This is a genomic window from Leclercia sp. S52 (assembly GCF_039727615.1).
Taxonomy (GTDB): domain Bacteria; phylum Pseudomonadota; class Gammaproteobacteria; order Enterobacterales; family Enterobacteriaceae; genus Enterobacter; species Enterobacter adecarboxylatus_B.
Window position 1 is genome coordinate 4753299 of record NZ_CP152474.1, and the last position, 14581, is coordinate 4767879.

General features: G+C 55.8%; 11 protein-coding genes, 4 tRNA genes and 2 rRNA genes. 3 read left to right on the forward strand and 14 right to left on the reverse strand.

Going from position 1 to position 14581, the window contains the following annotated elements; genetic code table 11:
• Positions 1–29: 29 nt before the first annotated feature.
• The gene (ilvY, locus tag AAHB66_RS22850; protein ID WP_347114689.1) at positions 30–920 is read left to right on the forward strand and encodes an HTH-type transcriptional activator IlvY; all 891 of its coding nucleotides are present in this window, start codon (positions 30–32) and stop codon (positions 918–920) included.
• A gap of 38 nt (positions 921–958) precedes the next feature.
• Here ilvY and ilvA read toward each other — a convergent pair whose 3' ends face one another.
• From ilvA to ilvL, 7 genes are all read right to left on the reverse strand, one after another.
• Entirely contained in the window at positions 959–2503 is a 1545-nt protein-coding gene (gene ilvA / locus AAHB66_RS22855; protein WP_347116549.1) for a threonine ammonia-lyase, biosynthetic, read from the reverse strand.
• A gap of 2 nt (positions 2504–2505) precedes the next feature.
• A complete protein-coding gene (gene ilvD / locus AAHB66_RS22860) occupies positions 2506–4356 on the reverse strand; it encodes a dihydroxy-acid dehydratase (protein ID WP_347114690.1) in 1851 nt (616 codons plus the stop codon).
• 60 nt (positions 4357–4416) lie between these two features.
• On the reverse strand, positions 4417–5346 hold the full coding sequence (gene ilvE, locus AAHB66_RS22865) for a branched-chain-amino-acid transaminase (RefSeq protein WP_142487539.1): 930 nt from the start codon (positions 5344–5346) through the stop codon (positions 4417–4419).
• A 17-nt stretch (positions 5347–5363) separates the two neighbouring features.
• Positions 5364–5633: an acetolactate synthase 2 small subunit gene (gene ilvM, locus AAHB66_RS22870; protein ID WP_032615208.1), complete on the reverse strand. Its 270-nt coding sequence runs from the start codon at positions 5631–5633 to the stop codon at positions 5364–5366.
• Positions 5630–7276: an acetolactate synthase 2 catalytic subunit gene (gene ilvG, locus AAHB66_RS22875; RefSeq protein WP_347114691.1), complete on the reverse strand. Its 1647-nt coding sequence runs from the start codon at positions 7274–7276 to the stop codon at positions 5630–5632. Before ilvG ends, ilvM begins: the two co-directional genes overlap by 4 nt.
• A 2-nt stretch (positions 7277–7278) precedes the next feature.
• Entirely contained in the window at positions 7279–7329 is a 51-nt protein-coding gene (gene ilvX, locus AAHB66_RS22880) for a peptide IlvX (RefSeq protein WP_196221615.1), read from the reverse strand.
• Between the two features lie 86 nt (positions 7330–7415).
• Positions 7416–7514 (reverse strand): ilv operon leader peptide, encoded by a 99-nt coding sequence (gene ilvL / locus AAHB66_RS22885; RefSeq protein WP_001311244.1) that lies wholly within the window; start codon positions 7512–7514, stop codon positions 7416–7418.
• Between the two features lie 343 nt (positions 7515–7857).
• On the opposite strand from ilvL, the gene AAHB66_RS22890 reads away from it, so the two are divergent.
• The gene (locus AAHB66_RS22890) at positions 7858–9378 is read left to right on the forward strand and encodes a YifB family Mg chelatase-like AAA ATPase (protein ID WP_347114692.1); all 1521 of its coding nucleotides are present in this window, start codon (positions 7858–7860) and stop codon (positions 9376–9378) included.
• A gap of 25 nt (positions 9379–9403) precedes the next feature.
• On the opposite strand, the gene AAHB66_RS22895 is transcribed toward AAHB66_RS22890, so the two are convergent.
• The gene (locus AAHB66_RS22895) at positions 9404–9742 is read right to left on the reverse strand and encodes a DUF413 domain-containing protein (RefSeq protein WP_142487543.1); all 339 of its coding nucleotides are present in this window, start codon (positions 9740–9742) and stop codon (positions 9404–9406) included.
• A gap of 118 nt (positions 9743–9860) precedes the next feature.
• On the opposite strand from AAHB66_RS22895, the gene hdfR reads away from it, so the two are divergent.
• Positions 9861–10682: an HTH-type transcriptional regulator HdfR gene (hdfR, locus tag AAHB66_RS22900; RefSeq protein ID WP_347114693.1), complete on the forward strand. Its 822-nt coding sequence runs from the start codon at positions 9861–9863 to the stop codon at positions 10680–10682.
• Between the two features lie 102 nt (positions 10683–10784).
• Here hdfR and AAHB66_RS22905 read toward each other — a convergent pair.
• From AAHB66_RS22905 to AAHB66_RS22930, 6 genes are all read right to left on the reverse strand, one after another.
• Positions 10785–10860: transfer RNA gene (locus AAHB66_RS22905), tRNA-Trp, on the reverse strand.
• A gap of 50 nt (positions 10861–10910) precedes the next feature.
• Positions 10911–10987, reverse strand: a tRNA-Asp gene (locus AAHB66_RS22910).
• A 55-nt stretch (positions 10988–11042) separates the two neighbouring features.
• Positions 11043–11158, reverse strand: a 5S ribosomal RNA gene (rrf, locus tag AAHB66_RS22915).
• A gap of 94 nt (positions 11159–11252) precedes the next feature.
• A 23S ribosomal RNA gene (locus AAHB66_RS22920) occupies positions 11253–14159 on the reverse strand.
• 197 nt (positions 14160–14356) lie between these two features.
• A tRNA-Ala gene (locus AAHB66_RS22925) sits at positions 14357–14432 on the reverse strand.
• Positions 14433–14469: 37 nt separating this feature from the next.
• Positions 14470–14546: transfer RNA gene (locus tag AAHB66_RS22930), tRNA-Ile, on the reverse strand.
• Positions 14547–14581: the final 35 nt, after the last annotated feature.

A 14581-nucleotide genomic window follows, 5' to 3' on the forward strand; every position in this document is an offset into this window, starting at 1 on the left:
CTGCAATGTAAAATCCTGGAGTGGAATCGGTGGATTTACGCGATCTGAAATTGTTCCTGCATCTGGCGGAAAGCCGCCATTTTGGCCGCAGCGCGCGGGCGATGCACGTCAGCCCCTCCACGCTCTCACGTCAGATCCAGCGCCTTGAGGAGGACCTCGGCCAGCCACTCTTTGTGCGCGATAATCGCACGGTGACGCTCACCGAAGCCGGAGAAGAGTTGCGCACCTTTGCCCAGCAAACCTTGCTGCAGTATCAGCAGCTGCGTCACACCATCGACCAGCAGGGCCCCTCGCTTTCCGGTGAACTCCATATCTTCTGTTCGGTGACCGCTGCTTATAGCCACCTGCCGCCCATCCTCGATCGCTTCCGCGCTGAGCATCCGTCGGTTGAGATCAAACTCACCACCGGCGATGCCGCCGATGCAATGGAAAAGGTGGTAACGGGCGAAGCGGATCTGGCGATTGCCGGGAAGCCGGAAACCCTGCCGGGGGCGGTGGCGTTTTCGATGCTGGAAAATCTGGCGGTGGTACTGATCGCCCCGGCGCTGCCCTGCCCGGTGCGTAACCAGGTGTCGGTGGAAAAACCAGACTGGTCAACGGTGCCCTTTATCATGGCCGATCAGGGACCGGTGCGCCGCCGCATCGAGCTGTGGTTCCGTCGCCAGAAGATCAGCAATCCGTCAATTTACGCAACGGTCGGCGGCCACGAGGCGATGGTCTCGATGGTGGCGCTCGGCTGCGGCGTGGCGCTGCTGCCGGAAGTGGTGCTGGAGAACAGCCCGGAACCGGTGCGCAATCGCGTGATGATTCTGGAGCGCAGCGATGAGAAAACGCCGTTTGAGCTAGGCGTCTGCGCACAAAAAAAGCGGCTGCATGAGCCGCTTATTAATGCGTTCTGGAAGATATTGCCGAACCACTAAAGCCGGGTGGCGCTGCGCTTACCCGGCCTACGATTCACTTAACCTGCCAGGAAGAACCTGAACGCCGGGTTATGGGTCTCGTCATGACAGTCATAACCCAGCTCGTTCAGCCGCGTTTCGAAATCCGGCTCGTGCTCGCCCAGTTCAAATGCCGCCAGCACGCGGCCGTAGTCGGTGCCATGGCTGCGGTAGTGGAACAGGGAGATGTTCCAGTGCGTACCCAGGGTATGCAGGAACTTAAGCAATGCGCCAGGTGACTCCGGGAACTCGAAGCTGAACAGACGTTCCTGTAACGGCTTCGACGGACGCCCGCCCACCATGTAGCGCACGTGCAGTTTCGCCATCTCGTCGTCGGAGAGATCCACCACGCTGTAGCCACCCTGGTGCAGCAGGTTGAGGATCTCTTTACGCTCTTCCACCCCGCGGCTCAGACGCACGCCGACAAAAATGCAGGCATCTTTGGCATCGGCAAAACGGTAGTTAAACTCCGTCACCGAACGACCGCCCAGCAGCTGGCAGAACTTGAGGAAGCTGCCCTTCTCTTCCGGGATGGTCACCGCCAGCAGGGCTTCGCGTTGTTCCCCCAGCTCGCAACGCTCGGACACGTAGCGCAGGCCGTGGAAGTTGACGTTAGCACCGGAGAGCACATGCGCCAGACGTTCGCCGCGGATGTTGTGCTGGGCGATGTATTTTTTCATCCCCGCCAGCGCCAGCGCGCCGGACGGCTCTGCCACCGCACGCACATCCTCGAACAGATCTTTCATTGCTGCGCAGATGGCATCGCTGTCGACGGTGATGATGTCGTCAAGATACTCCTGGCAGAGACGGAAGGTTTCATCCCCGATACGTTTCACCGCCACGCCTTCGGCAAACAGCCCGACGCGCGGGAGATCCACCGGATGACCGGCGTCCAGCGCCGCCTTCAGGCAGGCAGAGTCTTCCGCTTCCACGGCAATGACTTTGATCTGCGGCATCAGCTGTTTGATCAGCACTGCCACACCAGCGGCCAGGCCGCCGCCGCCAACCGGCACGAACACGCGGTCAAGATGCGCGTCCTGCTGCAGCAGTTCCAGCGCCAGCGTACCCTGACCGGCAATCACCATCGGGTGATCGAACGGCGGCACCCAGGTGAAACCCTGCTGCTGCGCCAGCTCGATGGCTTTGGCTTTCGCTTCGTCAAAATTGGCACCGTGGAGCAGCACTTCACCGCCAAATCCCCGCACCGCATCGACTTTGATATCTGCGGTTGCCACAGGCATGACGATCAGGGCTTTCAGCCCCAGACGCGCAGACGAGAACGCCACGCCCTGGGCATGGTTGCCCGCAGACGCCGTGATCACACCACGCGCTTTTTGCTCGTCGGTCAGCCCGGCCATCATCGCGTAGGCGCCGCGCAGCTTGAAGCTGTGCACCGGCTGGCGGTCTTCGCGCTTCACCAGAATGACGTTATCCAGCCGCGACGACAGCTTGTCCATTTTTTGCAACGGCGTTACCTGCACCGCCTCATAGACCGGCGCTCGCAGCACTGCCCGGAGATATTCTGCCCCCTCAGGGGCAGACGATAAGGGTTGGGATTCGGCCATCATTAGCCCCCAAGCTTGGATTTATCGCGCACCGCGCCTTTATCCGCGCTGGTGGCAAGGGTGGCGTAGGCGCGCAGGGCGAAGGAGACTTCGCGCTGACGATCTTTCGGCGTCCAGGCTTTATCGCCACGCGCATCCTGTGCTTCACGGCGGGCAGCAATCTCCTGCGGGCTCAGCTGCAGTTGAATACCGCGATTCGGAATATCGATTTCGATCAGATCGCCATCTTCGATGATCGCGATGTTGCCGCCGCTGGCTGCTTCCGGCGAAACGTGGCCGATAGAGAGGCCGGATGTACCGCCGGAGAAACGACCGTCGGTGATCAGCGCGCAGGCTTTACCGAGCCCCATGGATTTCAAGAAAGTGGTTGGATAGAGCATCTCCTGCATCCCCGGGCCGCCTTTCGGTCCTTCGTAGCGGATGACGACAACATCGCCAGCCACGACTTTGCCGCCGAGGATAGCTTCAACCGCGTCATCCTGGCTTTCGTACACTTTTGCCGGGCCGGTAAATTTCAGGATGCTGTCGTCCACGCCCGCGGTTTTGACGATACAGCCGTTTTCCGCGAAGTTGCCGTACAGAACCGCCAGGCCGCCATCTTTGCTGTAGGCATTTTCCAGCGAGCGAATGCAGCCTTCGGCGCGATCGTCATCCAGAGTGTCCCAGCGGCAATCCTGCGAGAACGCCTGGGTAGTGCGTATGCCGGCCGGGCCAGCGCGGAACATTTTTTTCACTGACTCATCTTTGGTCAGCATCACGTCGTACTGATCCAGCGACTGCGGCAGCGTCAGGCCCAGCACGTTTTTCACTTCACGGTTCATCAACCCGGCGCGGTCCAGCTCGCCGAGGATCCCCAGCACGCCACCGGCACGGTGAACGTCTTCCATGTGGTATTTCTGCGTGCTCGGCGCAACCTTACACAGCTGAGGCACTTTGCGGGACAGCTTGTCGATATCACTCATGGTGAAGTCGATCTCCGCTTCCTGGGCGGCGGCCAGCAGGTGCAGAACGGTGTTCGTGGAACCGCCCATGGCGATATCCAGGGTCATGGCATTTTCAAACGCCGCTTTGCTGGCGATATTACGCGGCAGCGCGCTGGCATCGTCCTGCTCGTAGTAGCGTTTGGTCAGTTCAACGATGCGTTTACCGGCGTTGATGAACAGCTCTTTACGATCGGCGTGGGTCGCCAGCAGCGAGCCGTTGCCCGGCTGAGACAGACCCAGCGCTTCGGTCAGGCAGTTCATTGAGTTGGCGGTGAACATACCGGAACAGGATCCGCAGGTCGGACAGGCGGAACGTTCAACCTGATCGCTCTGCTCGTCGGAGACTTTCGGGTCGGCGCCCTGAATCATCGCATCGACCAGGTCGAGCTTGATGATTTTATCTGAGAGCTTGGTTTTACCCGCTTCCATTGGACCGCCGGAGACGAAGATCACCGGAATGTTCAGGCGCAGGGAGGCCATGAGCATCCCCGGGGTGATTTTGTCGCAGTTGGAGATGCAGACCATTGCATCGGCACAGTGGGCGTTGACCATATACTCCACCGAATCGGCAATCAGCTCGCGCGACGGCAGTGAATAAAGCATGCCCCCGTGCCCCATCGCGATCCCGTCATCCACGGCAATGGTGTTGAACTCTTTCGCCACGCCGCCGGAGGCTTCAATTTGCTCAGCAACCAGCTTCCCGAGATCGCGCAGATGCACGTGGCCCGGTACAAACTGGGTAAAAGAGTTGACCACGGCGATGATCGGTTTCCCGAAGTCGGCGTCGGTCATTCCGGTGGCGCGCCACAGCGCGCGGGCACCCGCCATGTTGCGGCCGTGAGTGGTGGTGGCGGAACGGTACTTAGGCATGCGTTATTTACTCCCGTCTATCTGGTAAATGGGACGGTGCGTGCCGTCCCATATTTATGCTTATTGATTAACCTGATCCAACCAACCCCATTTATCTTCGGTTTCACCGGTAAAGAGGCCAAAGAATGCTTCCTGGATACGTTTGGTTACCGGACCGCGGCGGCCTTCACCCACCTGGATGCCGTCAACGCTGCGTACCGGCGTAATTTCTGCTGCGGTACCGGACATAAAGACTTCATCGGCCAGATACAGAGATTCGCGGGACAACACCTGCTCGCGCACTTCGATACCCAGATCCTGCGCCAGCTTGATAATGGCGTCACGGGTGATGCCCGGCAGAGCGGAAGAGGTGAATGGCGGGGTGAACAGAATGCCATCCTTTACTTCGAACAGGTTCTCACCTGCGCCTTCGGAGATGTAGCCGTTCACATCCAGGGCGATACCTTCCTGATAGCCGTGGCGACGTGCTTCACTGCCAACCAGCAGGGAGGAGAGGTAGTTACCGCCCGCTTTAGCGGCGGTCGGAATAGTATTTGGTGCTACACGGTTCCAGGAGGAAACCATCGCGTCGATCCCCTGCTCCAGCGCTTCTGCGCCAAGGTAGGCTCCCCACGGGAACGCGGCGATGATCACATCAGTGGTGTAACCGGCTGGCGGGTTAACGCCCATACCCACATCGCCCACAAATACCAGAGGACGGATATAAGCGCTGGTCAGGTTGTTTTTGCGCAGAACGGCGCGGCAAGCTTCCATCAGCTCGTCAACGCTCTGGGAAACCGGGAAACGATAAATTTTGGCTGAATCACGCAGACGCTGCATGTGTTCGCGATGGCGGAACACAACCGGGCCTTTGTGTGAGTCGTAGCAACGGATGCCTTCAAAAACAGACGTACCGTAGTGAAGCGCGTGGGACATCACGTGGACTTTAGCGTCCTCCCAGCGAATCATCTCACCATTGGACCAAATGAAATCAGCTTTTTTCGTCGTCATTTTTCTTCCTATTGCGCTCAGGCGCGAATTTGTTGTGTTTGCGATGTAGCGGCACGCTGCTGGATATCGACCCGGGCGACGTCGACCAGTTTGCTTAACTGGCTAAACAGTAATTCCACGGGGCGCTGACTGGCAACGGTCAATTCAATATTTATGTTCTGCGCGTCGGTGGCGGTTTCCATGTTCATCGAACAGATTTGGAACCCACGATGGCGCACCACGCGCAATACACGTTCTAACGTTTCCGGGTTGAAGCGAGCCTGCACGGCGACCTGATGTTGCATCATGATAATTTCTCCAGCATTTGTGAGTTACTGGCGCCGGGCGGCACCAACGGCCAGACATTCTCAAGCTCGTCGATTGAGACATGAAGCAGGTAAGGCCCCTTGCTTGACAGCATTTCATCAAGTGCCGCTTCAACCTGGTCTTTACGGGTGATGTGCTGGCCGGGGATGCCGAAGGCGCTGGCCAGAACGAGGAAATCGGGGTTATCGGTCAGGGTGGTTTCGCTGTAACGCTCCTGGAAGAAGAGCTGCTGCCACTGGCGCACCATGCCTAAACGTTGGTTATCCAGCAGCACGATTTTCACCGGCAGCTGCTTACGCTTGATGGTGCCCAGCTCCTGGACGTTCATCATGAAGGAGCCATCACCGGAGACACAGATCACCGTATCCTCCGGGCGTGCCACCTGGGCACCTACGGCGGCTGGCAAGCCGAAGCCCATGGTGCCTAAGCCGCTTGAGGTGATGAAGTTTTCCGGGCGCGTGTAGGTCATGTGCTGGGCCGACCACATCTGATGTTGACCCACGTCGGTGGTCACTACGCTGTCCGCCGGTTTGCGATCCGACAGCTGTTTCAGCAGCAACGGGGCATAGATGGCGTCACCCGGATGGTCGTAGCGCCAGGCATGTTCCCGGCGCATCTCTGCCGCGTGCTGACGCCACGCGTCGATCGCTAAAGGCTGCTGTAAAGCAGGCAGCAGCGCATTGAGATCGCCCTGCAAGGCCACGTGCGCCTGACGGAGCTTATTCATCTCTGCCGGGTCGATATCCATATGAATGACTTTGGCATTCGGTGCGAAGGTGTTCAGCTTGCCGGTTACGCGGTCATCAAAACGCGCGCCCACGGCGATCAGCAAATCACACTCCTGCACGGCGAGGTTGGCGGCTTTGGTGCCGTGCATCCCCAGCATGCCGAGATAGTACGGATAGTGGGCATCCACCGCACCCAGCCCTTTCAACGTGCAGGCGGCTGGCATTTTGGTGGTGGCGATAAATTCACGCAGGGCAGGAACCGCCTGCGCCATCCCCACACCGCCGCCTACATACAGGATCGGCTTTTGCGCGTGGGCCAGCATCTGGCTGGCTTCGCTGACTTCGGCGAACGGGAACGCATCGTCATTTTCAACGGTGGAGAAGTGTGGTTCGAGATCGCCCAACGCAACCTGAATATCTTTCGGGATATCAACCAGAACCGGGCCAGGACGGCCTGAGTTTGCCACCTCAAAGGCTTCCGCCATGACGCGCGGCAGCTCTTCCAGGGATTGCACGAGGAAGCTGTGTTTCGTGCAAGCCAGTGACAAACCGAGAACGTCCACTTCCTGGAAAGCATCGGTCCCGATGAAGGGAGAAGCAACCTGGCCAGTGATGGCGACAACGGGAACGGAATCAAGCAGCGCGTCAGCCAGGCCGGTGATCAGATTGGTTGCGCCCGGGCCGGAGGTCGCCATGCAGACGCCTGTTTTTCCGGTTGCACGTGCATAACCAATGGCCGCCATCGCCGCGCCCTGCTCGTGCCGGCACAACAGATGTTCCACGCCGCCGTCATACAATGCATCGTAAATCGGCATAATCGCGCCGCCCGGGTAACCGAAGATGGTATCGACTCCCTGCGCTCGCAACGCATGTACTACCCACTGTGCGCCATTCATAGTTACTTCCCCGTCGTAAATCGAGAGAAACAGAATTTTGTGCTACTACTCATCGTCTGCTCCTCGCTTATGTTTTAAAGTCATAAAAAAACCCCCGGACCTTTCGGTGCGGGGGTCTTAGTTCGTTAAGGCTTGATTATTAAGCCTTTCCTCGTCCAAGTGCAGCCCCGCACGGTGGGATAATAATCACCACCACGCTAATCACGACCAGGCTAATCACTCGTAGAAGGGCTGTCATTTTCTGTTCTTTTTGCATCTTGTTCGAAGGAATACCTAAAGAGTTATCACAGATATCGAACCGAACACAACATTTTTTTATAATTCACTTTCTTATTACGCTAATAGTTTAGATAAAAATCATTGTTTTTTATGACAAAAATAGAAAATGAATTATTTTCATTTTTTTGCTGCTCAGCCAAAGCCGAGAAGTAAAGCTTATTGCTGTTTGCGAGCGGTCTTCCATGACGATGAAAAGATTACAATTTCGGGGAAATAATAAGGAACAGACCGCGTAAAAACGCGATTTGCCGATAAAAATGGGCATTTCATGGTGGCATAGTAGCGCTTCAAGGAGGCTCTTTATGTCACTGTCGGTTGTTTATACCCGCGCTGCGTTAGGCGTTAAAGCGCCGCTGATTTCCGTAGAAGTTCACCTCAGTAATGGCCTGCCGGGCTTAACCCTGGTCGGCCTGCCGGAAACTACCGTCAAGGAAGCCAGAGACCGGGTACGTAGCGCAATCATCAATAGCGGTTATACCTTTCCAGCCAAAAAGATCACCATCAATCTGGCCCCTGCCGATTTACCCAAGGAAGGCGGGCGATATGATTTACCTATCGCCATTGCGCTTCTCGCCGCCTCTGAGCAGCTCTCCTCTTCCCGACTGAGCGCATACGAGTTTGTAGGTGAGCTGGCGCTTACAGGCGCATTAAGAGGGGTTCCTGGCGCGATATCTGGCGCTCTGGCGGCCATTCAGGCTGGCAGAGAGATTATCGTCGCCAACGATAACGCTGCCGAAGTCAGCCTTATTGAACAAAAAGGCTGCCTGGTGGCAGAACACTTGCAGGAAGTATGCGCTTTTCTTGAAGGTCGCCACGAGCTGGCTGCGCCCGTTCAGGAGCCGTTTGAGGTAGAAAACAGCGATCAGGACCTCAGCGATATTATCGGCCAGGAGCAGGGCAAACGGGCGCTGGAGATCACCGCGGCCGGCGCGCACAATCTGCTACTCATTGGCCCACCCGGCACTGGCAAAACCATGCTCGCGAGTCGGCTCAATGGCCTGTTGCCGCCACTCAGCAACCATGAGGCGCTGGAGAGTGCGGCAATCGTCAGTCTGGTCAACGCCACATCGATGTATAAGCAGTGGCGCCGGCGTCCCTTTCGGGCACCACACCACAGCGCCTCGCTCATGGCCATGGTGGGCGGGGGTGCTATCCCCGCGCCGGGAGAGATCTCGCTGGCGCATAACGGCATTCTCTTTCTGGATGAGTTACCCGAGTTTGAACGGCGCGTGCTGGATGCCTTACGCGAGCCTATCGAATCAGGCCAGATTAATATCTCCCGTACCCGCGCCAAGATCAGTTATCCGGCTCGCTTTCAGCTTATCGCCGCCATGAACCCCAGCCCAACGGGACACTATCAGGGTAACCATAATCGCTGTTCGCCCGAACAGACGCTCCGCTACCTGGGACGCCTGTCGGGCCCGTTCCTCGATCGCTTCGATTTATCGCTTGAGATCCCGCTCCCACCGCCAGGGTTGCTAAGCCAGGCGCACAAAGCAGGAGAAACCAGTCTCACCGTACGAAACAGAGTGCTCGCCGCGCAGGAACGTCAGCGGGTGCGGCAGAATAAACTCAATGCTCATCTGGATAATGCGGAGATCCGCAGGTATTGCCCCCTCATGGCAGAGGATGCCCTGTGGCTGGAAGAGACCCTTACCCGGTTCGGCCTGTCGGTGCGTGCCTGGCAGCGGCTGCTAAAGGTGGCCCGCACGATTGCTGACCTGGAAGAGAGTGAAAAGATTGAACGCAGGCATTTGCAGGAAGCCCTGAGCTATCGTGCTATTGACCGTCTGCTGTTGCACCTGCAAAAGATGCTGGAATGAAAAAAGGGGCCGTAGCCCCTTCTTCTTAATCGTCTGATTCGGTGTAGTCTTCCGCACCTTCCATCTGTGGTTTACCACCAGACAGGGTATGGAAACGCTTTGGACGTTTGATACGTGCCATATACTTGATCCATACGCGCTCCGCTTCCGTTACCGGCTCACGCTCGCCACGGCAGACGGCAACAAACGATTTTTCGTCTTCAGTGGAGGGTTCGCGTTTTCCCAAATCCAGTTCATTGAAAGCATAACCGTGGCGCTCAAGCAGTTGTGCTTCTTTGATGGTGAAATCACCATGGCGAGAAAATCCGCGTGGATAATTTTTATTGTCGAAAAAACGATTAGTCGTCGTAAAGCTTTCCGCCATCCTACACGCTCCTATATCTTTGGCCGAGCTATTTATGGCGCGGAGTATTAGTTACGCTTGACAGAGCGTCCAACAAAACATTTAAATCATAACGACAAATTATTTTGCGGAGAAAACCGTGGATACGGAATTGCTAAAAACTTTCCTCGAAGTGAGCAGAACTCGCCACTTTGGGCGCGCCGCAGAAGCGCTTTATCTGACGCAGTCGGCGGTGAGCTTTCGTATTCGGCAGCTTGAAAATCAGCTTGGGGTGAACCTTTTCACCCGCCACCGCAACAACATTCGCTTAACGCCCGCAGGTGAAAAGCTTCTGCCGTATGCAGAAACTTTGATGAACACCTGGCAGGCCGCGCGTAAAGAGGTTGCCCATACCTCAAAGCATAATGAGTTTTCTATCGGTGCCAGCGCCTCTTTATGGGAGTGCATGCTAAGCCCCTGGCTGAGCCGGCTGTATCGCTCTCACGGACAGCTGCAGTTTGAGGCTCGCATTGCGCAGCGGCAGTCGCTGGTGAAGCAGTTACATGAACGTCAGCTGGATCTGCTGATCACCACCGAAGCCCCGAAAATGGATGAATTTAGCAGCCAGATCCTCGGGCAGTTCACCCTGGCGCTTTATGCTGCTGAACCGTCAGCCATGAAAAGCGACCTGAACTATCTGCGACTCGAATGGGGCCCCGATTTTCAGCCGCATGAAGCGGGTTTGATTGCCATTGACGATGTGCCGATCCTGACCACCAGTTCGGCCGAGATAGCCTGCCAGCAACTCGCCTCGCTAAAGGGTTGCACCTGGTTGCCACAGCGCTGGGCCAGTCAAAAAGCCGGACTGTATACGGTGGCGGATTCAGCCCTGCTCCAGAGGCCTCTGTATGCCATCTGGCTGCAGAACAGCGACAAGCAAGGACAAATTAAAGATCTGCTCAAAATCAACGTGATGGATTAAGGGATATGTTGCAGGGACGCAACGCAAAGACACTACAGAGGGAGGGTTTTGCTTTCTGAAAGGCAAAAAAAAATCCTTTGCCGAAGCAAAGGATCCTTTATATGGCAGGGGCGGAGAGACTCGAACTCGCGACACCCGGTTTTGGAGACCGGTGCTCTACCAACTGAGCTACGCCCCTAAATTTCTTACTACTAAGCCTGCTAATAAAGCAGGCTTAGTTTAAATAGGTGGCGGAACGGACGGGACTCGAACCCGCGACCCCCTGCGTGACAGGCAGGTATTCTAACCGACTGAACTACCGCTCCACCGAATACTTCTGTAACCACCGGTTTAATGCCCCGGTTCACTACGTAATTTGATGCCTGGCAGTTCCCTACTCTCGCATGGGGAGACCCCACACTACCATCGGCGCTACGGCGTTTCACTTCTGAGTTCGGCATGGGGTCAGGTGGGACCACCGCGCTACAGCCGCCAGGCAAATTCTGTTTCCGACACGCCCTTCGGGCCTGTCAGTTAATCTGTATCAGCTGAAAATTGTCTCAAATACCGCCGAAACAGCTTCGGCGTTGTAAGGTTAAGCCTCACGGTTCATTAGTATCGGTTAGCTCAACGCATCGCTGCGCTTACACACCCGACCTATCAACGTCGTCGTCTTCAACGTTCCTTCAGGAGCCTTAAAGGCTCAGGGAGAACTCATCTCGGGGCAAGTTTCGTGCTTAGATGCTTTCAGCACTTATCTCTTCCGCATTTAGCTACCGGGCAGTGCCATTGGCATGACAACCCGAACACCAGTGATGCGTCCACTCCGGTCCTCTCGTACTAGGAGCAGCCCCCCCTCAATTCTCCAGCGCCCACGGCAGATAGGGACCGAACTGTCTCACGACGTTCTAAACCCAGCTCGCGTACCACTTTAAACGGCGAACAGCCGTACCCTTGGGACCTACTTCAGCCCCAGGATGTGATGAGCCGACATCGAGGTGCCAAACACCGCCGTCGATATGAACTCTTGGGCGGTATCAGCCTGTTATCCCCGGAGTACCTTTTATCCGTTGAGCGATGGCCCTTCCATACAGAACCACCGGATCACTATGACCTGCTTTCGCACCTGCTCGAGCCGTCACTCTCGCAGTCAAGCTAGCTTATGCCATTGCACTAACCTCCTGATGTCCGACCAGGATTAGCTAACCTTCGTGCTCCTCCGTTACTCTTTAGGAGGAGACCGCCCCAGTCAAACTACCCACCAGACACTGTCCGCAACCCGGGTAACGGGTCCACGTTAGAACACCAGCCATTAAAGGGTGGTATTTCAAGGTTGGCTCCACGCAGACTGGCGTCCACGCTTCAAAGCCTCCCACCTATCCTACACATCAAGGACCAGTGTTCAGTGTCAAGCTATAGTAAAGGTTCACGGGGTCTTTCCGTCTTGCCGCGGGTACACTGCATCTTCACAGCGATTTCAATTTCACTGAGTCTCGGGTGGAGACAGCCTGGCCATCATTACGCCATTCGTGCAGGTCGGAACTTACCCGACAAGGAATTTCGCTACCTTAGGACCGTTATAGTTACGGCCGCCGTTTACCGGGGCTTCGATCAAGAGCTTCGCGTTGCCGCTAACCCCATCAATTAACCTTCCGGCACCGGGCAGGCGTCACACCGTATACGTCCACTTTCGTGTTTGCACAGTGCTGTGTTTTTAATAAACAGTTGCAGCCAGCTGGTATCTTCGACTGATTTCAGCTCCACCCGCAGGGGCTTCACCTACATATCAGCGTGCCTTCTCCCGAAGTTACGGCACCATTTTGCCTAGTTCCTTCACCCGAGTTCTCTCAAGCGCCTTGGTATTCTCTACCTGACCACCTGTGTCGGTTTGGGGTACGATTTGATGTTACCTGATGCTTAGAGGCTTTTCCTGGAAGCAGGGCATTTGTTACTTCAGCACCGTAGTGCCTCGTCATCACACCTCAGCGTTGAAAAGGTACCGGATTTACCTGGAACCTCCGCCTACATGCTTAAACCGGGACAACCGTCGCCCGGCCAACATAGCCTTCTCCGTCCCCCCTTCGCAGTAACACCGAGTACAGGAATATTAACCTGTTTCCCATCGACTACGCCTTTCGGCCTCGCCTTAGGGGTCGACTCACCCTGCCCCGATTAACGTTGGACAGGAACCCTTGGTCTTCCGGCGAGCGGGCTTTTCACCCGCTTTATCGTTACTTATGTCAGCATTCGCACTTCTGATACCTCCAGCAGACCTCACAGTCCACCTTCGACGGCTTACAGAACGCTCCCCTACCCAACAACACATAGTGTCGCTGCCGCAGCTTCGGTGCATGGTTTAGCCCCGTTACATCTTCCGCGCAGGCCGACTCGACCAGTGAGCTATTACGCTTTCTTTAAATGATGGCTGCTTCTAAGCCAACATCCTGGCTGTCTGTGCCTTCCCACATCGTTTCCCACTTAACCATGACTTTGGGACCTTAGCTGGCGGTCTGGGTTGTTTCCCTCTTCACGACGGACGTTAGCACCCGCCGTGTGTCTCCCGTGATAACATTCTCCGGTATTCGCAGTTTGCATCGGGTTGGTAAGCCGGGATGGCCCCCTAGCCGAAACAGTGCTCTACCCCCGGAGATGAATTCACGAGGCGCTACCTAAATAGCTTTCGGGGAGAACCAGCTATCTCCCGGTTTGATTGGCCTTTCACCCCCAGCCACAAGTCATCCGCTAATTTTTCAACATTAGTCGGTTCGGTCCTCCAGTTAGTGTTACCCAACCTTCAACCTGCCCATGGCTAGATCACCGGGTTTCGGGTCTATACCCTGCAACTTAACGCCCAGTTAAGACTCGGTTTCCCTTCGGCTCCCCTATACGGTTAACCTTGCTACAGAATATAAGTCGCTGACCCATTATACAAAAGGTACGCAGTCACACCACGAAGGTGCTCCCACTGCTTGTACGTACACGGTTTCAGGTTCTTTTTCACTCCCCTCGCCGGGGTTCTTTTCGCCTTTCCCTCACGGTACTGGTTCACTATCGGTCAGTCAGGAGTATTTAGCCTTGGAGGATGGTCCCCCCATATTCAGACAGGATACCACGTGTCCCGCCCTACTCTTCGAGTTCACAGCAGGTGTATCTTCGTGTACGGGAGTATCACCCTGTACCCTGCGACTTTCCAGACGCTTCCACTGACACACATGCTGATTCAGACTCTGGGCTGTTCCCCGTTCGCTCGCCGCTACTGGGGGAATCTCGGTTGATTTCTTTTCCTCAGGGTACTTAGATGTTTCAGTTCCCCTGGTTCGCTTCGTTAAGCTATGTATTCACTTAACGATAGTGCAACGGATTGCACTGGGTTTCCCCATTCGGAAATCGTCGGTTATAACGGTTCATATCACCTTACCGACGCTTATCGCAGATTAGCACGTCCTTCATCGCCTCTGACTGCCTAGGCATCCACCGTGTACGCTTGGTCGCTTAACCTCACAACCCGAAGATGTTTCACTTCTGATTGCGAAAATTTGAGAGACTCCAACACACCGCTTATCTGCTCTTATTACGGAGAGCAGACACGGCGTGTCGTTTCAATTTTCAGCTTGATCCAGATTTTTAAAGAGCAAAACTTCGCAGCGCACCTTCTCAGGTACACTCTGAAGTTTTCTTGTTGTTGCAGTAAAGGATGGTGGAGCTATGCGGGATCGAACCGCAGACCTCCTGCGTGCAAGGCAGGCGCTCTCCCAGCTGAGCTATAGCCCCATCGTAGTTATATCTCTTCAAATTTGCGGGGCAAATTTGGTAGGCCTGAGTGGACTTGAACCACCGACCTCACCCTTATCAGGGGTGCGCTCTAACCACCTGAGCTACAAGCCTGCAGAGATTTTTTACTGCTTACTTTTCATCAGACA